Genomic DNA, 23,115 nt, shown 5'->3' on the forward strand with positions numbered 1-23,115 from the left:
CCCCCCTAGCCCCCAATTCTGGGGGGAATATAGAATTGAAGTCCCCCAATTTTGGGGGATTTAGGGGGCATTTCATGATTTATGCAGGAGGTCTATTCAACAAACTCAACAAGAAATTAAGCAACCATGACAGTCTTATTCCGCCGCATCAAGCCTGCACAAAACTTCCGCATCACCAAGCATCAAATTGCCAAATTCCTGAGAATTCCCGAATCACTAATTATAAAAATCGAATCCTGGCTCTACGTTATCTTCGTCCATTGCCTCGACAAAGGAGGACAATTCATCAGCTACCGCCAGATGGAACAATGGAAAAACGCCATTGCCTGTCAACTGCAAAAATGCTCCACCCAGCAACAGTTACAATACTTGTGGAATGCAATTGAACGCGATCGCACAAAACACAACTCTCAATACGCCGATCCCGTTCTACCCTTCCTGAAAAAAATCTGGGCAAAATGCCTCCCCACAGCCGCTTAGAAGCTGAAGCGTCGCAGGATTCTTATTAAAACTTGTGCAAACTTTATCGGAATAGTCCCACTCTCTGGGAACTTGGAACCCATTGCAGTTGAGCCACCATCTCCGCTCGTGTTGAAACGTCGAGCTTGAGAAACATCCGTTTTAGCGCTTGCTTCACTGAATTCTGAGTAATCCCCAAAGTTGTACTAATTTCAGCAGTTCTCTTCCCTTGAGCGACCAAATCAGCAATCTGTAGCTCACGCGGAGTCAGACATTTCACCAGCCCAGAATCAGGGGTAGTTGCGCTTGCACGCAGAGTGGCTAAACAGACTGATAAATGAGTACATAAGGCACTAAGCCGACTGACGTCTTCTGTACTGAACGGCATCGTCTTGCTGTTACGCATTAAATAGACCTTTCCAACAAGATGACCGCCACCAACAAGCGGCCCCATCATGATGTGTTCGATGCCGTAGCGCAAGGCAACGTGTTGATAAATTGCACTACGCTTCCAGTTCTCTGGAGATAGAACTAAATGATTGTGTACTGGCGCATGTCGCTCAATTACAGAAGACATCACCGGGTCTTTTGGAATGCCCACTTCGTTGTAGCAATCCACAAATGAATCCGGTAAACCCCGTTTATCGGTTTCTACGATCTGAAAGTCCTGATCTAAAAGCGTAAAACCCCAAGCCTGTGCTTGAAAGAGTTCACCTGCGGTATCGAGGAACACTGACCGCAGTTCGTACTCAGTAGAAGCGATCGCAAGGTGATGAAACAGAGATTGCAGAGTAGTCATTGAGCCTCTTGAGTACCCGTTTGGGGTCTAGGCACAGTTTAGACTCAACCCTACGATAAATAAACTACCACTGGCAACGAAGGATTTTTATAGCTGTCGCTAATCAAGTCCAATTAGGTTAAGACATTGACTCTATGAGCGAGTCTTCGCTCCCTTCGCCTACTTGACTGAAAGCTGATTGCTGAAAGCTGACTGCTATAACCAAAGGCTTGCTACAAGTTTTGGGGTAAAATCAAGAGTTCGCAATTACTCACAACGCTCGCTCGAAGGAGATGCTTCTATGGCCCGGATGTACTACGACACGGATGCCAACTTAGACCTACTCGCCGATAAAACGGTTGCAATCATCGGCTACGGTTCTCAAGGTCACGCTCACGCCCTCAATCTCAAAGATAGTGGCATGAACGTCATTGTTGGGCTGTATCCGGGCAGTAAGTCTGCAAAAAAAGCCGAGGAAGCAGGTTTAAAAGTCCACTCGGTTGCTGATGCCGCTGCCGCCGCTGACTTCATCATGATTCTCTTACCCGATGAAGTGCAAAAAACGGTTTACAAAGAGGAAATTGAGCCAAATCTCAAGGAAGGAAAGGTACTCGCCTTCGCCCACGGCTTTAATATTCACTTTGGTCAAGTTGTCCCACCAGCCGAAGTCGATGTCGTGATGGTTGCGCCCAAGGGCCCAGGACATTTGGTACGCCGGACTTATGAACAGGGAGAAGGAGTTCCGTGTTTATTTGCCGTGTATCAGGATGCAACAGGTCAAGCACGCGATCGCGCAATGGCATACGCTAAAGGTATCGGTGGAACCCGTGCAGGTATCCTAGAAACTAGCTTCCGCGAAGAAACCGAAACTGATTTATTTGGAGAGCAAGTCGTACTCTGTGGCGGCTTAAGTGCATTAATCAAATCTGGCTTTGAAACGCTCGTCAATGCTGGCTACCAACCAGAATTAGCTTATTTTGAATGTCTCCACGAGGTCAAACTCATCGTTGACTTGGTTGTGGAAGGTGGACTCGCCCAGATGCGCGACAGCATCTCCAACACCGCTGAGTATGGCGACTATACCCGTGGGCCTCGCATCGTTACCGATCAAACCCGTGCCGAGATGCGGAAAATTCTGCAAGAAATTCAATCTGGGCAATTTGCTCGTGAATTTGTGTTGGAAAACCAGGCAGGCAAACCTGGCTTTACCTCTATGCGTCGTCAGGAAGCCGAACATCCAATTGAGGAAGTTGGCAAAGATTTACGGGCGATGTTTAGCTGGTTAAAGAAAAAATCGTAGGGATTTGTAGGGGCGCACGGTTGTGCGCCCGTTCCGTGACGTGTTACTGATTCACTTAAACTGAAGGATGAGCGGCAAACAGCGCTTTAGTAGACGACTCTCCAGCCTGCTGCAGTTGCCGTGTCAATCGCCAACTCAATAAGCTCAGGATAGACCACTGAACAACAAGCACTTGAGCAATTAATGTTGTAGTTGCATATCTGAGAGCATCCCACGGAGCGCTTGTAAACAACCACAATCCTCCACCGTTCTGACCGGGATGAATTGACAGTAAACCCAAAAGCGCTGGGAGTAGAAGCGTCATCCCGACTACGGTTCCAGATGCCCAAATTGCCCGCTTATTGGTTTTCAGCAACAGCATCAACTGAGTAAGCGCAGCGCAGATCAAAATAAATGTCAGGTTTAGAACTAAACCCGAAAGGAGTTGTAGTTTGGTATAACGGTCAGAACCGACAGGTAAAATCAAGCTACAAAGTGCAACCGGAGCGGCGATGATTGCAAGATTAATTGCGATCGCAACTACAGCAGGACTCTTTTCACCAAGAATTAAATCCTGCACCAACGAAGACTTCCAGAAGCCTTTACGACCAGAAGTTCGTTCGCGTCGATAACGTGCCCAATCCTGCAAAGCTTGGCGGTGAGGTGACAAGGCGGCAATCAAACCAACCAGTAGCAGCCAGTTCATCGAGAGCAAGGTAATAAAGTTATCGAGCAACGATGGCGTGTGCTGTTTTCCAGTAGATTGAACAGCAAAGCCTAGAGTGACTACAGCAAACGAAGCTGAGAGGAAATAACTCTGCCGCTTACTCAGCATCGTAGTAGTGGGATTGCGGAAACGTCGATTGAGGGCTTGCCAAATCCAGTACGTCCCAACCCCATAATTAAGCAGTGCAAAGATGATAACGCTGATGCCAGATGCACCTAAGGGGAAGTAGAACCACTGCCAGTCTTGGATGACACCTTGAGAGAAGGGAAGCTGTGTATAGGCTGAACCCGTTCTATCAACCAAATAGGGCAGCAGAACGACGGGACTAAATAAGTTAAGCCAATCCGCTGGACTATAGGCGATCGCTTTATAGTTGATAAAACTCAAGAAAGCTAAAACGGCGCCACCGCCGAACCAAGACTGAAACCCACTAAACCAATAGCTAACTAAGCCAAGCAACACGGCTGCACTGTAGAAGAATGCACAGCTACCAGTCAGAACTGCCCAAAAGCTGATCACTTCACCCAACGGAATTTCAGCTAAGAACCCTAACCATAGCTGGAAGGGTATCGTTAGTGCAGCGGCTAAATAAAGCAAAATCGGGACTCCCAAGATTTTGCCGCTCAAAATACTCTGGCTAGACTGAGGGCTGAGTCGGATAAAGTTTAGGGTGCCACGGCGTTCCTCTGCTGCCAAGTCGCTGATGAGCATATAGCAACCCACCACTAACAGAGCAAGCGTCAGCATCACACATAGCCCTGTAAACATCTGGGCATAGTGGTCTGTCCACCACTTCTCTACATCAATCGCATCTTTAGGGCAATCGCCATTGTATTTAAGTTGTATGTCTTTGACTTTCCCCTTATGTACTTCTATCTCTTGTTTAAGTTCTTGGATTTTTTCGGGGTTGTAGTGTTGCGGCGTAGTGTAGTGGTTGAATTGATTTTGTAGCTGTCTGTATTGAGCTTGCAGTTTCTGATCTTGCTGTTGATAAGAGAAATAAGTGGCTTGTACCTTGCAGTAAGGGTCAGAGATGTGCATGTTTTCACTCGGAACCTGCCCTGACCAAGTTAGGAAAAAGAGCATCTGGCAAACCAGTGACATCACCAGTGCGATCGCTACATTTCGCAGATTTAGGCGACCTTTTAATTCCCGAAACAGTTGCGGATTCCAGTCACCGATACGGTCTAGCCAATTGAGTTGCATGGGAAATATCTCCAGATTACCCACAGTTAACAAAAAGATTGAAGAGCAGCTAAGGCAACGGTAACCTTCCTGTAAGGGGAGTACTGTCCACCAGATAGCCTTGTTCCATCATTCCTACTGAAATCCAAAATTCCGTAAATCTCTGAAGGTATGTGACGCTATCAGAATCGTCATTCCAACTGCTCACAGCGTCTTTTATGATATTTGGGGCTTTCAAGTATCTCTCTCACCTAGTCTAGTTTGCGTTTGCCATCTCTCCGTAGCTTATAGATTCAATAACTTCACTTAAGATTTCGCAACTGAGCGCTTTCCGAAATCGTAAACGTGTAACTTGAAGACAAATGCAGTGCCTATGACGCACCGAATGGAGTAGGTGCAGAGGCATTTTGATTCCCTTTGAGAACCTAATATGGATAGCTCACCCATGAATCGGCTGATCGAGAGTATCCACCAAGAACTACTTCCCGGTCTGCGAATCGAGAGCATTACTGCCCACAATCCGGTGGAAGTCCACAAAATTCCCTCTCCTTGGCAGCTACTCGGAACAGGGAACTATGCCGCAGTGGTCTATCATCCTGACCACCCTCTCCAGGTGGTGAAGATCTACGCGCTTGGTCGTCCAGGCTTCGAGGAGGAGTTGGAAGTCTACCTCCGCTTGGGTTCTCACCCGGCATTCTCCGAGTGCCTGTACGCTGGCGAGAACTTTCTAGTCCTAAAACGGCTGGAGGGAGTAACCCTCTACGACTGCCTACATCTTGGACTACGAATCCCAGAGCGGGTCATACAGGACATCGATCAGGCTTTAGACTATGCGCGTGGGCGTGGTCTCTATCCCCATGATGTCCACGGTCGCAATGTAATGATGCTGGAAGGTAAGGGATTGGTTGTGGATGTCTCAGACTTCCTCCATAAAGAGACCTGCTCAAAGTGGAATAACCTGAAGAGAGCCTACTACTGGTTATACCGCCCCCTATTCTCACCACTTCGGCTACGGGTGCCCTACTTTGGTCTTGATATTGTCCGCACGAGTTACCGCCTTTTGTTCAAAGGGAAGCGAATGGCGAACACTGTCGGAGTTACCATGCTGCTCGTACTGGCAGCTACGATAGCAATTACCCAGTGGCAAGCACAAAGCAGTCGGTGCGTGCGCTATGTCCTAGATGGCTCCCAAAAGACTTTGTACGGTGAGGACTGTAAATACTAGTAAGAGCCTTCCTCATTGATTAAACCTCATCACTGCAATCAGCGTTGTGTTTAGAAATATAGGAGGCATCGAGCCTCCCATATTGTCCGCCATCCTCTCGCCACTAAAACGACAACAGCTTAGTGTTTTTGCTTACTACTCGTACAACCAGGGTGTTAAAGTAGGTTGCCAGCTCACGAGTTCCTCTTGTGTAAACCAGAGGTTAATCTCGTACTGCGCTGTCTCTGGAGCGTCTGAACCGTGGATTAGGTTGCGACCAATGCTTACACCATAATCACCGCGAATGGTTCCTGGTTCAGCGTTGAGAGGATTGGTTGCTCCAATAATCTTTCTTGCTGAGGCGATAACACCGTCTCCTTCCCAAACGGTTGCTACCACGGGACCAGAGGTGATGAAATCGACAAGTCCAGAAAAAAATGGTCTTTCTTTATGAACGTCGTAGTGCTTTTCAGCAAGTTCACGGCTGACATTCATCAGCTTTAGCCCAACCAGCGTAAAGCCTTTTGACTCAAGACGGCGAATGACTTCACCCACAAGGTTGCGCTGTACACCATCTGGCTTGACCATGAGAAATGTCCGTTCCAAGTTTCCCTCCTAAAGGTTTTTCAACGGATTACCAAACCCAGATTAGACTACAACGCTGCCAACAGCCCAACACTTATAGCAATTAGCAGTCAGCTTAAGAGCGGTCAGCTTTGGGTCAAATCGCCTCTAGCTATGTTCCTTGGCTTCCGTTAATGTCTTAACATCCGTGGCTACTGCCATAAATTTATAGAAAAATAGAAAATTCCCAATAAAATGCCCCCTGAGACAGCAAGAGGGCAAATCGACGAATTCTACACTCATATCTAAAGCGTAATGACGCAATGTGAAAAAGTCGTGAACTATAGCAAGCAGCAGTCAGCTTTCAGCCGTCAGCGTTCAGCTCTCATAGGCGAAAGGTGAAAGGGAAAAGGAAAAACCTTTTCCCTAACAGCGCTTAACTCAACAGTTGTGCCGTTCCACTGCTAGCTTAATCAATTGGTCAACCAGTTCTGGGAAGGGAACACCCGTTGCTGCCCATAATTGCGGATACATACTTGTTGCTGTAAAGCCAGGTAGTGTGTTGATTTCATTGATAAAGACTTCTCCTGTGGCTTCAACATAGAAAAAGTCTACTCGCGCCAATCCAGCCGCATCAACAGCCGCAAATGCCTGAAGTGACATCTCCTGTATTTGGCTAGTCACGGTATCGGGTAGTGGTGCTGGAATTAGCCAACCCGCTTGACCCTCTGTGTATTTGGTTTCATAGTCGTAAAAATCACTTTTATAGGTAATCTCTCCAACAACGGAGGCTTTCGGTTGGTCATTACCTAAGACAGCACACTCAACTTCCCGTGCGACAACGCCTGCTTCTACAATCAATCGTCGGTCGTAGCTTGCAGCATTATCCAAAGCGGCTTCTAATTCCGATCGCGATCGCACTTTCGCAATCCCTACAGAAGAACCCAAATTCGCGGGTTTGACAAAACAGGGATACCCTAATGTTTGCTCAATCTGGTCACAAAGCTTGGGGAACACACAAGGACTCGACCAGATTTGCGAACGGTTAACTGCCATGTAGTTCACCTGAGGTAACCCAGCATGAGCAAACGCCATTTTCATGGCAATTTTATCCATACCCATAGCTGAGCCTAAGACTCCAGAACCCACAAAGGGAACTTGCATTAATTTCAGCAAGCCTTGAACTGTACCATCTTCACCATTAGGCCCGTGGAGGATGGGAAACCAAACATCCACCTCTGACCAGCTTGCATTCTGACTCGCTTGCTTTAATTTAGAAAAGCCTGTGGTTGATGGTAAGGTTTCAGTCTGCTTGGCTAGCGCCTGAGCATCAGTTGTTGACGAAGGAAGATAAACTTCGTTTTCGCCCTCTAACTGTAGAGCCTTTCCAGATTCCAGTACTTGTTGGGCAACGTCTCCTGATTGCCAGAAGCCATCTTTTTGGATATAAACGGGCAACAGTTCGTAGTTGTCAAGATTTTGGTCTGCACTTAGGGCTTTTGCGATCGCCCTTGCTGAACTAATCGATACTTCGTGTTCGCCTGAACAACCACCAAACAACAGCCCAACACGCATTTTTGTCATTACTCACTTCTCCCAGCACTCCTCATCGCAGATAGCCTATCATAGCTAGCAGATTTCAACGACACTCAACTCAACAACACTTTTTAAGTGCTACGTTATCCCCTTAAGAAACGGTGGCTTGCTCTCACATTGCTTGGCTTAATATCCATGCTCTTCGTCGTGATTGGATACTCAGCATTAAGCATTTATCTCTATGGAAACACTCCCTCGAAAGTTCCGGCTGATGCGGCAATTGTACTGGGAGCAGCGGCTTGGGGAGATAATCCCTCCCCTGTCTTTCGAGAACGGATTAATCACGGGATTACTCTCTATAAGCGCAATGATATTCAACGGCTTATTTTTACAGGTGGAAAAGGCGATAGTAGCGAACCTGCCGAAGCGATTGTCGCTAAACGTTATGCGATCGCGCAAGGTGTTGATGCAGAGGATATTTTGACCGAAACAAAATCAAGAACAACTCGGCAGAATCTCTACTACGCTAGTCAAGTCGCTGCCACACATCAATTGAGGCGAATTCTCATTGTCAGCGACCCCTTGCACATGAAGCGAGCCGTATTAATGGCACGAGATTTAGGTATAGATGCTTACCCTTCTCCCACACCAACTACTCGATATCGCAGCTTCAAGAGCCAAATGTCGTTTCTGGCGAGGGAAACATATTTCTACTTTGTCTATCAACTCTTCAGAATTTAGATCCAGTTTTTGGTTGAGATAAGCCGATGAAAGGACGCTTCAAAGCATTCAGCTCAATAAACTGATTTGCTGTTTAACCCGATCTCATTGTTCCCTTGAGTGTTAATCGTGGGTTTGCCACTGAGAAGGAGTGCAACGACAATCAGGAGTTTGATGAGCGTTGGAGCAAAGATAAGGCTTAAGAACAGACAGAGTATAGCAACGATTGCTGCTCCTATCTGCACAATTTCATCCCTAGCATTGAAACTAACGTAAATCGCAAATGTTGCGATCGCCAAACTGATCAATAATGACACCAGCATTCTAACTACCTCGTGTCTGTCAGAATCTTTACATATCTTTATAAGATACACAAAAATTCAAGGCTTTAACTTCCACTGATTGGCTCACCTGTTCAGGTGAAAGCTTGAGATAGACAGGACTTACGCAGAACCTCTAAGAAGTAGGGTGAGCACTGCCCCCCGTATTACTACGAATAGCGTTTGTGTTTAAACGAGCAATTTGCATAAATCTTAAAAAAATAGAGTGTCGTTAATTTTCCATCAACGCTGTAATTTTGTCCAATAACTGTACGGTTTCTATGGGCTTGGGCAAATAATCATCCACCTCAGATCTCAGTTCGTATTCCTGATCTGTCGGTATAGGAGTCGTTAAGGCAAGAATTTTAATTTGTTGGGTTGTGGGTGAGTTACGGAGGGAGTAGACCATCTCATAACCATCGACTCCTGGCAACTGCCAATCAACAATCACAGCTCTCGGCTGGAGCAGTTTAATTTGATCAATAGCTGTGGAACCATCAATAAGCCAAACAACTTGATATCCTGCGGTTGTGAGGGCTTCGCAAATTGGTGTGGCAGTCTCCTCATGGTTTTCGACCAAAACAATACTTCCTTGGGGCTTGGAGTTGTTCTTGACCGTTGCTTTGGCAGAAGTGGTGGAGGGAATAGGTTGTGTGGGTAACCAAACGGTAAATACGGAACCCTCATTGACAACCGATTCAACTTCAATTCGACCTCCGTGTAGTTCGACTAGCTGTTTCGTCAACGCTAAACCTAAACCTGTCCCTTCGTAACTGCGGTGATATACAGACTCTAGCTGCTGAAACTTTTGGAATAAAAGTGGTAACTGATCATCCGCAATCCCAATACCCGTGTCTTCAACTTGAAAAACGGCTAAGTTATTTTCTCGCCAGACTCGTAGTGTGACTTGCCCACCTTCCGGGGTAAATTTGACGGCATTACCCAAGAGATTAAAGAGGATTTGTCTAACTCGGCGTTGGTCAGCACAAAAGCGATCGCTTTGTGGTTTTACCCGAAAATCCATCTCCAAGTTCAAGTCTCGAAGCAGTGCTTTTTCCTGTAAAGCTCCTAATGTCTGGTGTGTCAGCTTACTTAGAGAGAACTCACTAATATTTAAAACCGCCTTTCCTGCCTCAACTTGAGACAAATCTAGAATATCGTTGATCAGTTCCAAGAGGTGTTCTCCACTCTCCTGGATGGTTTGTAAATAACGCCGTTGCTTAACCACTGGTACAGTTCGTTCTCCTTCCTGTCCAAAAGACCAACGCAACAACGTGGCAGACATTCCAATCACACAAGTAAGAGGGGTTCGTAACTCATGACTCATCGCCGCTAAGAATTCACTTTTGGCGCGGCTTGCTGCTTGTGCCGCTTGTAGCGTATCCCGGAGTTCCTGTGTGCGCTCAATCACTCGTTGTTCGAGAGTGGTTTTTTGTTGTTGCAACTGAGCATATAACTGAGCTTGGTAGATGGCGACAGTCAGGTGTTCTGCAATCTGCCTGAGAAACATTTTTTCACTGTCTTGCCAATAGCGCGGCTCAATACACTGATGAGCAATCAGTAACCCCCACAGGTTGTTTTGAACAACAATTGGGGCAATTAATTTGGCTCGCACCTGCATCTGTTCCAGCATGTTCAGTAAGCAAGGAGATGCAGCATAGGCACTTTCAACATCATCAATGGCAACAGTTAGCCCTTGACGGTATCGCTCTCGACAGTTTGGTACATGAATTGAGCAGTCTTGCTCTTCAACCAAATTCAGCACCGAGAGGATACTGTCGGAGGCTCTAGCTTCATAAGTAACGCACCCCCAGTTCAGTTTAGAGGCGAGGGGTAATGGTGATGACTCAGTTGTGATAGCCGAGGGAGCAATTTCTTTACCACTGCTATCTGTCTGCAATATCTTTTCTTCAACATCAAGGTCAATACTAGACCCTCTAAATTCAGACTTCTCTTCAGGAGGTGGGAAGTCAAATTGGTAAATTACTAATCGGTCTACTTGTAGGAAATGCCGTACTTGCTCAACGGCTGTTTTGAGGATGACGGGTAACTCTAGACTCTGACGGATTTGAGTGGTGACTTGATGAAGTAATCGTTCCTGTTCAACCTGATGGCGCAATGCCTTTTCTACGACAGGCTGACAGGCATAAACCCTTGAATTAGCTGAGTTTTGCGGTACTGGATGGTGGCTTTCTTCTGAGGAGAGTAGTTCTAGTAATGCGAGTGTAAATTCACTTTGAGTTGCGGCATCGTTGGGTTGAATGGAGGCTTGGGTAATGCTAGCTAATTTGAGGGTATCGGAAGCGTTTTCTAGCTGATGAGCTAACTGAGTCAAGAAAGAAGCGATCGCATCTGGCTCGAATGTCAACCCAACCTGGTACAGTGCTGTTGCCCCATTGCCATTTAATAGCTTTGATTGTGGCGTTCCCAACAATAACGTACTAAATTTTTTAGAGACTACAACAGTAAAGCGTTGTGCCTGATTCTCTGGAGCAACTACTGTACTAGAGAGTTCCTTGTGTGTTAAAACGACAACCCCTTCCCCTAATGTTGAACTCCACAACTGTAATAGCTGTTGCAGTCGCTCAAACATAGTCAGGGGTAGATTTCGGCTGAATCTAGGACTACCTGATATAGGCATTATTTTGATCTACATCTCAAATTGCAACAGCGCTTCACCTATAACAGGCTACTCAATCAATTAGCCTGAGAGAAACCCATCTGATGATGGATGTTAATAAGGTTTCTTCGTTGATGCTATCTAAGACGTAGCAACTCAGTCATGATATATTCTTCAATCTTCATCTCCAACATCTCGCTGTAACCAGGAATGAGTTGAAAAGTTGGGTCGCCATCAGAAAAACTAGAGGACAAAGCCATGCATCGTATTGCCGCAACGCCAGGAGGATGGAACCCTCAAGTCGAAGGCGTTGTTTTTATTGAACAGACACCAGCACCTATCGTTTTTTTGACGGCTGCTGATACAGATATTCAGACTCTGGCAGCATCAATCGCTCAACTGCCAACCGGGTTCCCAGCAGTACGGGTGGTTAACCTCTTGCAATTGCAGCAGCAACTGACTATTGATACTTATGCCGAAACTGTCTTGGCTTCTGCCCAGATTATTATTCTACGGCTCTTAGGGGGACGTTCCTACTGGTCTTATGGATTAGAAGTTGTACAGGAGACAGTACAACAAACGGGTGCAGCTTTGGTGGTGTTGCCTGGAGATGACCGCCCTGACCCAAATTTAACTAGCCACTCAACTCTCGCACTTACAGCAGTTAACCAACTCTGGCGCTACTTTACAGAAGGTGGTGTTGAGAATTTTGTGAATGCTCTCAAATTTGTTGCTGATGTCTGTCTGGGGGAAGCGTATGAGCCAGAATTGCCACAAGCTGTTCCTCGTGTTGGAGTTTATTCCTGGGCTGGGGAGCCGAGAGAGCAGGGGGAGCAGGGGGAGCGAGGAGGATTTTTAAGTACTTCTTTATATTCCCAATTCCCAATTCCCAATTCCCAATTCCCAAAGATTGGTATCTTGTTCTACCGCGCTCATTACCTAGCGGGGAATACTGCGCCGATTGATGCTTTGTGTCAAACGTTAGCTGAACGACAATTGGAACCTGTTCCGGTGTTTGTCTCGTCTTTGCGTGACTCTGATGTGCAGACGGAGTTGTTGCCGTATTTCCAGCCTAAAGAGGGTTTGGGGATTGGGCTGTTGCTCAATACAACGAGTTTCTCGGTTGCCAAGTTGGAGGCGGAGACTCCGCAGTTGGAGTTGTGGACTCGTCTGGATGTGCCTGTGTTGCAGGTTATTCTGAGTGGCGGCACGGTGGAACAATGGTCTGAGCAGTTTCAGGGGTTGACACCACGGGATACGGCTATGAATGTGGCGCTGCCAGAGGTGGATGGGAGAATCATTAGTCGCGCGGTTTCGTTTAAGTCTGTTCAAACCTGGAACCCGTTACTGGAAACGGATGTTGTGGTTTATGAGCCTGTGCGCGATCGCATTAATTTTGTCGCTGATTTAGCAGCAAACTGGATAAAACTACGCCAAACTCCAACTTCTGAACGCCATGTTGCTTTGATTTTGGCAAACTATCCGAATCGTGATGGACGCCTTGCTAATGGTGTTGGACTGGATACGCCTGCTAGTTGTATTGAGATTCTCAAGGCGTTGGAGGAGGCGGGTTATCAGGTTGAAGACATACCAAAAACTGGGGATGAGTTGATTAGGCGGCTAACGGCTGGGGTAACGAATGACCCGGAAGGGCGGGAGTTGCGAGTAGTACAGCAGCAGTTGTCTTGGAAAGAGTATCAGGAGTATTTTGAGACGTTGCCGCCGGAGGTTCAGAAGGGAATATGCGATCGCTGGGGAGTTTTTGAGCAGGGGACTGAAAATCCCCGTGTTCCCTTCCCAATTGCTGGAATTCAACTGGGCAATGTATTTGTGGGCATTCAGCCATCACGAGGGTATGATATCGACCCTAGTTTGAATTATCACGCACCGGATTTAGAACCAACCCATGCTTATCTCGCGTTCTACTACTGGTTACGACAACATTTTGGCGCTCAGGCTGTGGTGCATGTTGGGAAACATGGGAATCTGGAGTGGTTACCGGGTAAGAGTGTGGCGTTATCGGGTAGTTGTTATCCAGAAGTTGCTTTGGGTGCAATGCCGCATCTGTATCCTTTTATTGTTAATGACCCTGGTGAGGGTTCTCAAGCTAAGCGTCGATCGCAAGCTGTGATTATTGACCACTTGACACCACCGATGACTCGTGCTGAGTTGTATGGTTCTTTGCAAAAGTTGGAGGGGTTAATTGATGAGTATTATGAGGCTCAGAGTTTAGATCCTTCTCGGTTGTCTTTAATTGGCGATCGCATTGTTCGGCTAGTTGTCCAAGAAAATCTCCACCGTGATTTGGGATTAGAAGTTTTTCAATCTGATAGTGCAATTCAGAGTTTATTTGGAGAAAACCCGGATTGGGGGGAGGTTCCCCCCACTGGGGGACAAGTGTCTCCCCCAGACCCCCCGCACAAGGTAGGTTCGTCTGTAAGTCGCATAGATTTGGGGCTGGAGAATAAGGGGGTTATGGGTGAGGCTAAGGCTAAGGGTTGCAGAGGGGAGAATGTTATAAGGTTCCTTAGCCGAGCTGAGGGCTATCTTTGTGAGTTGAAGGAGGCTCAGATTCGAGATGGTTTACATATTTTTGGGCAATGTCCAGAGGGGCGGCAATTACGAGATTTGATTGTTGCAATCGCACGTCATCCTGGAAAGGGTCGTCTTGGTCTAACTCGTGCCCTTGCTAAGGATTGGGGGTTGAACCTTGACCCTCTCACGGCTGATTTGTCAATGCTAAATGATTTGCAGTCTGTGGTTAATGGCAAAGATTGTCGCACGATTGGTGACATTGTTGAGGTACTCGAACAGCAAGCTGCAACCCTAGTTGAACAACTGCTTACCAATAACAACCAACCAATAACCAACAACCAACAACAAACAAAACAAGAATTAGATTGGATACGCGATCGCTTGCTTCCTGCACTTCAACAAACTAATCAAGAACTTACCCAATTATTGCGGGGACTGGATGGGCGCTATGTGGAAAGTGGCCCCTCTGGCGCACCGACGCGAGGACGCCCGGAAGTTTTACCGACAGGACGCAACTTTTATTCTGTTGATATTCGTGCTATCCCTACGGAGACGGCGTGGGATGTGGGACGTAAGGCGGCGTCCGTTTTAATTGAGCGCTATACGCAAGAGAATGGAGAATATCCGAAAACGCTAGGGCTTTCAGTTTGGGGAACCTCTACCATGCGTACTGGTGGCGATGATTTGGCTCAAGCGCTTGCTTTATTGGGTGTTCAGCCAGTGTGGGATTATCCATCGCGTCGGGTGGTAGATTTTGAAATCTTGCCTGTGTCGGTGTTAGGGCGTCCTCGTGTGGATGTGACGCTGCGGATTTCTGGTTTTTTCCGCGATGCTTTTCCGAATTTGATTGATTTATTTGACCAAGCTGTGGCGGCAGTTGCAGTGCTGGATGAACCACCAGAGCAAAATCCTCTAGCGTCACAAGTTCAACAGGAACAACAGCAGTGGGAAGCAGCAGGGTTAAGTAAAGAAGAGGCACAAATGCGATCGCGTTATCGTATCTTTGGCTCTAAGCCTGGTGCTTATGGTGCTGGGTTACAAGGTTTGATTGAAGCGCAAAATTGGACTTCGGAGCAAGACCTTGCTCGTGCTTATATCAATTGGAGTAGCTATGCCTACACTAGTACCCCTCCTGTTCCTTCCCAAGGAAGGGGTGAAGGCGTTGCTGCACCCGAAGCTTTTGAGCAACGCCTCCAGCAGATGCAAGTTGTCCTGCACAATCAAGATAATCGCGAACATGACTTGTTAGATTCTGATGATTATTACCAGTTTCAGGGTGGTTTAACCGTAGCGATACGGGCTTTGACGGGTAAAAATCCTCAAACTTATTTTGGTGATAACTCGATTCCTGAAAACCCGAAAGTTCGGCACTTACAAGAAGAAATTGCGCGGGTGTACCGTTCTCGTGTTGTGAATCCTAAGTGGATTGAGGGAGTGATGCGGCACGGCTACAAAGGTGCTTTTGAAATGGCAGCAACCGTTGATTATTTATTCGCCTATGATGCTACGGCAAATTGTGTGGAAGATCATATGTATCAAGGTGTAGCCGAAGCGTATCTATTCAACCCAGTGGTGCAAGACTTTATTCAACAAAAGAATCCTTGGGCATTACGAGATATGGCAGAACGGTTACTAGAAGCAAATCAGCGAGGGTTGTGGAAGGAGGTGAAGAACGAGACAGTGGAAGAGTTGCGATCGCTTATTCTCCAAGCTGAAGCAATTATAGAAGGTGGGCTTGGCAACTAGAATCCTGTGTTGAACAATACAGTTTGTTGTTTGTTATTTGTTAATACACAGTCAGCCTCATAGCTAGTATTCTGCTGAATCAACTTGTCAAAGTGAATCAGTGAGGCTCATGCTCGTTGAGTGGTTAATTACTCGAAAGGTCAAATTAATCCGGGGAGGAACCGGACGTTTAGTTTTAGGAATTTGATGCTGCCAGTAGTGCTGCGTTGTCCCCTGCATCAACAAGAAACTACCAGAGGTTAACTTCAGTTGATGCTTCAAGCCTTTCTCGGCTCGGTGGCGGAGCATGAAGCGCCGTGTTCCGCCCAAACTCACAGAACCAATGACTGGACCCGGCCCTAGCTCAGGTTCATCATCGCTGTGCCACCCCATACTGTCGTTGCCATCTCGGTAGAGATTGAGCAACACACTGTTGAACACCACACCAGAAACCTCTTCAGCCTTTGCCTTGAGGTCAAGTACTGTGCCTGTCCAGGGAGAGGGGTGCATCGTGATGCCAGAGTAAGTGTAGGATTTACCGTGATCGCCATACCAAGCTGTCAGTCTGGGTTGAGGCATTGAACGCCCATAGATAGTAATCCAGTCCTGTCGCCAGTCGATCGCTTCAGTCAGTTGTGTGAAAAAGCGATCGCTTTCCTGCCCATCCAGCAGAGACGGGTAGAACACGATATCTGAGTCAGGCAGTTGCAGAGGGACAGTGAGCATAATAGAAACAAAACTGAGGGCGGCAAGAAATCAGCTCCCAAAGCCCTAACCGACAACAGGTAATCCTGCCAGAGCCATCGCTACTTCCTCTGCACTGTACTCAGTATCTACCAGTTTCCCTACCTGATAGTCCATGTATGCCTGCATATCAAAGTGCCCATGACCGCAAAGGTTAAACAAAATCACCTTGCTCTCGCCAGACTCTTTGCATTTCAATGCCTCGTCGATCGCTCCCTTAACGGCATGGTTGGCTTCTGGAGCCGGAAGAATCCCTTCGGCACGAGCAAAGGTCAACCCTGCGGCGAAACAACCTAACTGATATTCAGATCGGGGTTGTGCGAGTCCCAGGTTCACCACATGGCTAACGAGGGGAGCCATCCCGTGATAGCGTAGACCACCCGCATGAATGCCTTCCGGTACAAATGTGCTTCCCAAGGTATGCATCTTTACTAGTGGAGTCAGGTGAGCCGTATCGCCGAAATCATAGGCGTACTTGCCACGAGTTAGAGTTGGACAGGCGGCGGGTTCCACAGCAATAATCTCAACCTCTCGCTCACCGCGTAGCTTTGCGCCCAGAAACGGAAAGGCGATTCCGGCCAAGTTGCTGCCCCCACCTGTACAACCAACGACAATATCTGGATAATCTCCTGCCATTTCTAGCTGTGCCAAGGCTTCGAGTCCAATCACCGTCTGGTGCAGCAAAACATGGTTGAGGACACTGCCCAAAGCGTACTTGCTTCCCTCATCCCCGGCGGCAACTTCTACCGCTTCACTGATAGCGATGCCCAAGCTACCTGTGCTGTTGGGATACGCGCGTCGAACTGAGCGCCCTGCCTGGGTTTCTTCACTGGGACTGGCAACGACTCTGGCTCCATACGTTTCCATCAACGCTCGACGGTACGGCTTTTGGTTGTAGCTGACTTTCACCATATAGACCAACACTTCCAGCCCGAACAGTGCCCCGGCAAACGCGAGTGAGGAACCCCACTGTCCGGCTCCGGTTTCCGTGGTCAGTCGCTTTACGCCTGCTTGCTTGTTATAGTACGCCTGGGCAACGGCTGTATTTGGTTTGTGGCTTCCAGCAGGGCTAACGCCTTCGTATTTGTAGTAAATCTTGGCAGGAGTATCAAGGGCTTTCTCTAGTCGGCGTGCCCGATAAAGCGGTGTTGGTCGCCATTGACGGTAGATGGACTGAACCTCGTCAGGAATCTCAATCCAACGCTCTTGGCTGACTTCCTGTTCAATCAGGCTCATGGGAAAGAGGGGAGCCAGGTCATCGGGAGCGATCGGTTGCCCGGTGCCGGGATGGAGAACGGGGGGTAGAGGCGTGGACAAATCCGCCTGAATGTTATACCAGGCAGTGGGCATTTGGTCTTCCGACAGGAGGTATTTGATGGTGTCCATTCGGGGTTCTAGGGAAAGTTGCGGCTTTCTTGAGTTGCGGCTTCTATAGCCCTTCTCGGTTGGATACGGTACACTCTGACCTCTCTCCAAACCTCTCTCCTTGTCGGAGAGAGGCTTTGATTCTTACTCCCCTTCCCGGAATAGGGAAGGGGTTGGGGGTTAGGTTTTTCGCTGTGTACTTCACGCAACGGAGAACTGCTATATTGTCGCCGATTCCAGGAGGCGGGCGCTATGCGATCGCGCCTCTGAGTAAGACCTTGGGCAAGGAAGTGTTGTAAATTGAACGGAGCTTCCGACAGAATCGCTCAAGTTCTAGGCTAGAAGAGAGCTTATTCAGGTGGACGACGAATTCTTGTTTGTGCTTCGTCTGCAACTACCAGGCATCCTTGCAGAGATTCTAGAGGATAGTCGTTAAGAATACGAGTCAGTAAATCCAGAACAGCTTGTCGGCTACGACTCCGAGGACGCAATAACAGAATTCCCGGATGGGTTCCCGGCGGGAAACGGCGAACATCGGAAAAATCCAGGTCAAGCGTGATGAAAAATCGCTGTTCCTGACAGGCTTGTTGCCAAACGATTTCGTCTGTTTCACCAGAAAGACCTTCATCAGTGACTCTATCGCACTCATGCCCCATTTGGCGCAGAAATTCTGCATGAGTGTTGCTCATGTTTTCATCCAATTTGATGAGCATTGTTTTTTAACGTAAGGGTAACAATTCCTCTTCCCTTGCCAGTGCAGCAGCATAGGCGATCGCAGCTCTGATATTTGGTAATGTTAGCGGTGGATAATCTGCCACAATTTCATCAGGAGTCATGCCATCTGCCAGATTATCGAGAATGACAGATACCATGATGCGGGTTCCGGTAATGCAGGGTTTACCGTGACAGATGTTGGGGTTAATAGTGATGTGTTCTTGCCAGTTGTTCATTTGATATTAGAATTTGGATTGAGGTATTCACAAGACGCGGGGTTAAACAATAAAGCGTTTACTAGCCATCCTCTAGGAGTTTCTGAACTAGATCGGCAGCTTCATCTCCTCCAGCACCATTTAATAACAGCAATGCGGCACTACACCGGATTCCTTCAGATGGATGTTCTAGAGCGCGGATCAGCTTTTCTGTATCAAGCCTGATTTTCTTAGAACTTTCCCACTTAGGATTAACGAATACTTTAGGAATATGATGACCAATATAACGATATTTATCATTAATTCTGATTTCAAGAAGTTGCTCTAAAGCCCATTCATATCCCTGACTTGTATCCTCTGTATCTTGTTTGTTTAATTCGACTTCAATAGCATCCAAATCATAAGAAGCAAAAGATTTTATTTTGCTTAAAATCCATAGTGCATCTATTGTAATTTCTCGAATATTGATATCCAATGCAGCGATCATGCCTTTAAGTACGGCTTCAACAGCATCTAGATCTTGACGTTCGCTCAAAACATCCCAATCAGTAGTTGCAATCTCCCGCCAACCCATTCCTGAATAAAGGATGCCTAAAGCAATTAACTCCCTCGATTGTTCCTCTGATGGCAAGTCTTCCGAATTACTATTAGCCACATGAACAATGGCTTCCAGGAAAACCTGATCAGCAAGTTTTGCTTTTTCTCTCTGCCTTAAATCCTCTAACAACTTCTTTGGGTTTGGTTTGTTTTCCGCTAAAACAGGTCGAATTAACTTCAAGCAGATAAGGCTCCACCCTTTAGATTCTTGTGAATCCTTGTTTTCTAATTTTTCTGGCAAAATATCAGATAAAAGCTTTGTGAGTACTTGCTGAGTGTTGCCGCTCAATCTTCCTTTAGAGATAAAGTTATAGATTTGGTTGGCTACGCTCAAATCGGGTTTGTTCTTGAGCAGTATTTGAAAGCCTTGGCACGCAATTTGATTTTGAAAGTTCCAGTTTCTATATGTTCTCTTTCTAGGCTTATAGAAAATGCCTGAAGCTTGTGCAGGTTCAGCAATAATATCGTCAAGTAAATCGGTCAAAACTTCCAGATTTACATAACTCTCACCACAGTCTATTGCAAGCTTCATTGCTGACAAACGTGTCCAAAGCGGAGTGTGGTTGAAGAGTGATTGTGCAATAGTTCCAATTATATTAGGAGCCTGAAATACAAGCAAAGAAAGCGCTTCGGCAGCTTCAAACACTACATCAGGTAATGATGATGCTAGCCGTAACTGAAGTCGCTTCACTACTTCCTTCAAAAGTTCAAGTGATGGTTTACTAACTTCTGCTAGAGCTTCGGCAGCTAGAATCAGTTCTATTGATGTTGATTCACCTGAATCATCCAGGGAAAGTAGATGAGTAACGATTTGCTCTGCTGCACCTGCACCAGCAGCAAATAAAATCACTTCTTTCCACTTTGGTTCTTGTCTGACTTGCGTCAACCATTCATGTAGTTTCTGAAGGATTAAAGAGGCAGCATATTTCCCCGCTGCGTATTCCTGCAAAGATAAGTGGACAAATGTAAATACATTTTGGTGTCCCATTTGCAGACACTCAACAATACGTCGTTCTTTCCAGAAGTCAAGTCCTTTTTGAGCTTCCCCTTGTGCAGTTAGCAGTTTGCAATCTAGTTCATCAGCCAGTTCTTTACCTAGCTTTTCAACTAACTTACGTTCGGAAATTTCTGGTGAATTTTGGAGAATCCATCCTGTTATTTCAATAACACAAAAAGCAATATGAGGCTCAAGCTCAACATTGAACTTTCGATTGAGAGGAGATTGCTTGTGAGACAACTCAATGATGCTTTCATACAATCCTGATCGGTGCTGAGATAACTCAACATCATTAGTTGATAATTGAATCAGGAATCCCAGCAATAATGGATTTTGAGCAGCTAGCGAGGCTGTTCTATTAACCTTTAATCGTTGCTCAAACGAGGCTAACTGGTTTTCAATCTGGCTCGCGTCATTGAATCGGGCTTCTAGCAGTTGTCGAGTGTTTTTCTTGATATCCTGTGATGCGAGTGGCAGAAGTGTTACATGTTCCCATTCAGGGAATGATGCTGCATTGTGATTATCAGGGCGAGTGGTGGCAATAATCTTCGTGTCAGAGTGACCGCTTGACCAACTCACCAGTTGTTGTGCTATGCTTCCTAGCTGAGAAACATCACATTCATCAAGACCATCGGCTAGTAGATAATCAGGATTGGCAAGAACCCTCTTAAGCTGGCTTATCTCAACGCCAGAATTCTCAGCCGCGTCAATCAATATGGCTTCTGCAAAGGGTTTGCCTTGTTCAAAGTATTTAGCAACACGAGGAAGACGAATCCAGAGAACCCGCTTATCTGAATTAGAGAGACGATGAGCTACTCGCTGGAGAAAAGTGCTTTTTCCTGCTCCTGATTTGCCTGTCACAACAACTCGGTGATAGGCATGAGGAATGTAATCAGCATTAAATGCTTGGTCATTGTTTTTATGATTTGAAGCTTGGAGATGAATCCAGGCACTTTCAACTGATAATTCTGTGCCAAATCCTAAAACTGTAAAGTAAGCAGTGATTCTATTCAACCATTCCCTATAAAGTTCAGCAACAATAATTGGATTGTCTGCTGTTTCAGATAACTCAATAGGTACATTAGTCAAAAGCCTTGCTAAAGCAACTGCATCACGCTTTCCTGTCAGTTCAATAAGTTCGTGCCCATCACTATCCAAAACTTTCCAAGCATTCTTTGCTTGATTGCCATCATGTACTACTTTAGAAAGTAATTCAGAGGCAAATTTAACCTCTGGAGAACTATCTTGAAAGTCAGCCTGAATGATTTTAAATCGCCTGAACAGTTCAGAATTGACCTGAATACCCTCTTGGTGAAACCTTGCAATAACTTCTTGTGTTAGTTGCTTCAGGTTGCCCGACCCATTCACCCCTAGAGTCCTAAAATCTTCACGCAATTCATTTTTGATTTTTCCGGTTGCTTTAGGGTCAATTAGCAGTACACCATGTAAGAATGGTTCTTTTGTAAGACCGGAAGCTAATCGGAGAAGGGCATCCCAAAATTTCTGGTCGTACCTGAGTCCCTTTTTGGCTTGAATTTCAAGCTTGACACCATCTTGCAGTGTAACTTGTATATCATCTCCAGGTCCCCCCGTCTCAGTAGCCACAGCTACCGGAATGTCAGGAATCGAGTGATCAATCCAGTCCAATCGGCGTTGAGCTAGGATATGCGCTCCGACATAGGCTATTGCCCGTGCTTGAAAGTTATACCCACTGCCTCCACCACTTCCACTCATTTCTCTATCTGGATAATCTATCGGATGCGTTTCTACTACCTTAGCGATGAATTACGTCTTTAAAGGCTTTCTCTAGTAGATCTATACTGGTTTGTGACCTCAAGGAAATGAAGCGATCGCCATCCAAACCAAATCACTCCTAAGAAAGGAAACAGACCAGAGACTCTTATGACCACGGCAATGATAGCAACACCCAAAAGGGAAGAACCCTTCCTGTTTGAGGGATTGACCTGGAGAGAGTTCAAAGCAGTTGAGCAATTGTTAGACCGTCCAGGATATCGACTTTCCTTCCTGGATGGAGTACTAGAGATTCGACGGATGCCAGGAGAACCCCACCAAGCAATAAAGGAAAGGATCGGTGCATTGGTGGAATTGTACTTGCTCATGGCAGGGTTTGACTTCACCCCGACTGGCTCCATGACCCTAGAAAGTGAAGCTGGAGCCGTCAAGCGAGAGGCGGATGAATCCTATAAACTTGCCCCTGGTCGAGTGCGTCCCGATTTAGCGCTCGAAGTGGTGTTTACCACTGGCGGCATTAACAAACTGGAGTCATACAAGCGGCTGAAGATTCCTGAGGTGTGGTTCTGGGAAGACGGAGTGCTAGAGATTTATCACCTGCGGGGAGAGGGCAACACTCTTGACTACGAAAAGATTTCCAGTAGTGAGGAAATCAAAGGGATCGATCTGGATTTGTTGTTACGTTGCATCAATATGGTGAATCACGTTGATGCTATCAAGACCTTTCAACAGGCGCTCCAGAAATAGCAGGCGAGCTAGTGATCGCAGCTCTGATATTTGGTAATGTTAGTGCTTGCACTTGGCGGTTGAAACCGCAGCTATACAAACAAAACCTGCCTCCGCAGGTTACAAAACCCTTGATTTTCTGTTAGTTCGCGCAGGCTGACTTGGTTTGTATAGCCCCAGAATTCCATTCTGAGGGCTTGGCGCAAGATATCAGTCAAGCTCCTTCTGATTTAATAAATCTGGCAGGATTTGAGAGCGTTTCATGAAGATTGTTGTAATTGGAAGTGGCTTTGGTGGGCTATCGGCTGCCATCCGACTACAGGCACAGGGGCATCAGGTGACGATCGCAGAAA

The 23,115-nt window shown here is 46.6% G+C and carries 20 protein-coding genes; 8 read left to right on the top strand and 12 right to left on the bottom strand.

Annotation, left to right across the window (positions count from 1 at the left end):
* The first annotated feature begins 126 nt into the window (after positions 1-126).
* Positions 127-480: a hypothetical protein gene (locus tag AC5JL3_RS10490; RefSeq protein WP_496074433.1), complete on the top strand. Its 354-nt coding sequence runs from the start codon at positions 127-129 to the stop codon at positions 478-480.
* 43 nt (positions 481-523) lie between these two features.
* On the opposite strand, the gene AC5JL3_RS10495 is transcribed toward AC5JL3_RS10490, so the two are convergent.
* Positions 524-1,258 (bottom strand): LuxR C-terminal-related transcriptional regulator, encoded by a 735-nt coding sequence (locus AC5JL3_RS10495; protein WP_496074434.1) that lies wholly within the window; start codon positions 1,256-1,258, stop codon positions 524-526.
* A 280-nt stretch (positions 1,259-1,538) separates the two neighbouring features.
* Between AC5JL3_RS10495 and ilvC the strand changes: the two genes are divergently transcribed.
* On the top strand, positions 1,539-2,537 hold the full coding sequence (gene ilvC / locus AC5JL3_RS10500) for a ketol-acid reductoisomerase (protein ID WP_496074435.1): 999 nt from the start codon (positions 1,539-1,541) through the stop codon (positions 2,535-2,537).
* Positions 2,538-2,592: 55 nt separating this feature from the next.
* Here the strand turns inward: ilvC and AC5JL3_RS10505 are convergent, their stop codons facing one another.
* Positions 2,593-4,449 carry a hypothetical protein gene (locus AC5JL3_RS10505; protein ID WP_496074436.1) on the bottom strand — a complete coding sequence of 619 codons (1,857 nt, stop codon included), beginning with the start codon at positions 4,447-4,449 and terminating at the stop codon, positions 2,593-2,595.
* A 409-nt stretch (positions 4,450-4,858) separates the two neighbouring features.
* Here AC5JL3_RS10505 and AC5JL3_RS10510 point away from each other — a divergent pair, with 409 nt between their 5' ends.
* A complete protein-coding gene (locus AC5JL3_RS10510) occupies positions 4,859-5,653 on the top strand; it encodes a hypothetical protein (RefSeq protein ID WP_496074437.1) in 795 nt (264 codons plus the stop codon).
* 135 nt (positions 5,654-5,788) lie between these two features.
* On the opposite strand, the gene ndk is transcribed toward AC5JL3_RS10510, so the two are convergent.
* Together ndk and AC5JL3_RS10520 are read right to left on the bottom strand one after the other, a co-directional pair.
* A complete protein-coding gene (gene ndk, locus AC5JL3_RS10515) occupies positions 5,789-6,238 on the bottom strand; it encodes a nucleoside-diphosphate kinase (RefSeq protein ID WP_496074438.1) in 450 nt (149 codons plus the stop codon).
* 399 nt (positions 6,239-6,637) lie between these two features.
* Entirely contained in the window at positions 6,638-7,780 is a 1,143-nt protein-coding gene (locus tag AC5JL3_RS10520) for a D-alanine--D-alanine ligase family protein (protein ID WP_496074439.1), read from the bottom strand.
* Between the two features lie 87 nt (positions 7,781-7,867).
* Here AC5JL3_RS10520 and AC5JL3_RS10525 point away from each other — a divergent pair, with 87 nt between their 5' ends.
* Positions 7,868-8,473: a YdcF family protein gene (locus AC5JL3_RS10525; protein WP_496074440.1), complete on the top strand. Its 606-nt coding sequence runs from the start codon at positions 7,868-7,870 to the stop codon at positions 8,471-8,473.
* A gap of 53 nt (positions 8,474-8,526) precedes the next feature.
* Here AC5JL3_RS10525 and AC5JL3_RS10530 read toward each other — a convergent pair whose 3' ends face one another.
* From AC5JL3_RS10530 to AC5JL3_RS10540, 3 genes are all read right to left on the bottom strand, one after another.
* Positions 8,527-8,775: a hypothetical protein gene (locus AC5JL3_RS10530; protein WP_496074441.1), complete on the bottom strand. Its 249-nt coding sequence runs from the start codon at positions 8,773-8,775 to the stop codon at positions 8,527-8,529.
* A gap of 229 nt (positions 8,776-9,004) precedes the next feature.
* Entirely contained in the window at positions 9,005-11,365 is a 2,361-nt protein-coding gene (locus AC5JL3_RS10535; protein ID WP_496074442.1) for a hybrid sensor histidine kinase/response regulator, read from the bottom strand.
* Between the two features lie 164 nt (positions 11,366-11,529).
* Complete coding sequence (locus AC5JL3_RS10540; RefSeq protein WP_496074443.1) at positions 11,530-11,652, bottom strand: hypothetical protein; 123 nt, start codon at positions 11,650-11,652, stop codon at positions 11,530-11,532.
* On the opposite strand from AC5JL3_RS10540, the gene cobN reads away from it, so the two are divergent.
* Positions 11,651-15,673: a cobaltochelatase subunit CobN gene (cobN, locus tag AC5JL3_RS10545; protein WP_496074444.1), complete on the top strand. Its 4,023-nt coding sequence runs from the start codon at positions 11,651-11,653 to the stop codon at positions 15,671-15,673. The genes AC5JL3_RS10540 and cobN overlap by 2 nt on opposite strands.
* Before the next feature lie 87 nt (positions 15,674-15,760).
* Here the strand turns inward: cobN and AC5JL3_RS10550 are convergent, their stop codons facing one another.
* A complete protein-coding gene (locus AC5JL3_RS10550) occupies positions 15,761-16,378 on the bottom strand; it encodes an alpha-ketoglutarate-dependent dioxygenase AlkB family protein (protein WP_496074445.1) in 618 nt (205 codons plus the stop codon).
* A 45-nt stretch (positions 16,379-16,423) separates the two neighbouring features.
* Positions 16,424-17,782 (bottom strand): TrpB-like pyridoxal phosphate-dependent enzyme, encoded by a 1,359-nt coding sequence (locus tag AC5JL3_RS10555; RefSeq protein WP_496074446.1) that lies wholly within the window; start codon positions 17,780-17,782, stop codon positions 16,424-16,426.
* Between the two features lie 116 nt (positions 17,783-17,898).
* On the opposite strand from AC5JL3_RS10555, the gene AC5JL3_RS10560 reads away from it, so the two are divergent.
* The gene (locus tag AC5JL3_RS10560; protein WP_496074447.1) at positions 17,899-18,060 is read left to right on the top strand and encodes a hypothetical protein; all 162 of its coding nucleotides are present in this window, start codon (positions 17,899-17,901) and stop codon (positions 18,058-18,060) included.
* 51 nt (positions 18,061-18,111) lie between these two features.
* Here AC5JL3_RS10560 and AC5JL3_RS10565 read toward each other — a convergent pair whose 3' ends face one another.
* The 3 genes from AC5JL3_RS10565 to AC5JL3_RS10575 form a co-directional block, all read right to left on the bottom strand.
* Positions 18,112-18,474 carry a DUF5615 family PIN-like protein gene (locus tag AC5JL3_RS10565; protein ID WP_496074448.1) on the bottom strand — a complete coding sequence of 121 codons (363 nt, stop codon included), beginning with the start codon at positions 18,472-18,474 and terminating at the stop codon, positions 18,112-18,114.
* 6 nt (positions 18,475-18,480) lie between these two features.
* Positions 18,481-18,711, bottom strand: a complete 231-nt coding sequence (locus tag AC5JL3_RS10570) for a DUF433 domain-containing protein (RefSeq protein ID WP_496074449.1) — start codon at positions 18,709-18,711, stop codon at positions 18,481-18,483.
* 61 nt (positions 18,712-18,772) lie between these two features.
* Positions 18,773-22,018, bottom strand: coding sequence for an NACHT domain-containing protein (locus AC5JL3_RS10575; protein ID WP_496074450.1), 3,246 nt, complete (start codon positions 22,016-22,018; stop codon positions 18,773-18,775).
* 168 nt (positions 22,019-22,186) lie between these two features.
* Between AC5JL3_RS10575 and AC5JL3_RS10580 the strand changes: the two genes are divergently transcribed.
* Both AC5JL3_RS10580 and AC5JL3_RS10585 read left to right on the top strand, forming a co-directional pair.
* Positions 22,187-22,783, top strand: a complete 597-nt coding sequence (locus tag AC5JL3_RS10580; RefSeq protein ID WP_496074451.1) for a Uma2 family endonuclease — start codon at positions 22,187-22,189, stop codon at positions 22,781-22,783.
* A 241-nt stretch (positions 22,784-23,024) separates the two neighbouring features.
* Positions 23,025-23,115 (top strand): FAD-binding protein (locus AC5JL3_RS10585; RefSeq protein ID WP_496074453.1); only part of this gene is annotated, 91 nt, incomplete at its 3' end.

The sequence above is a fragment of the Symplocastrum torsivum genome (assembly GCF_059505465.1).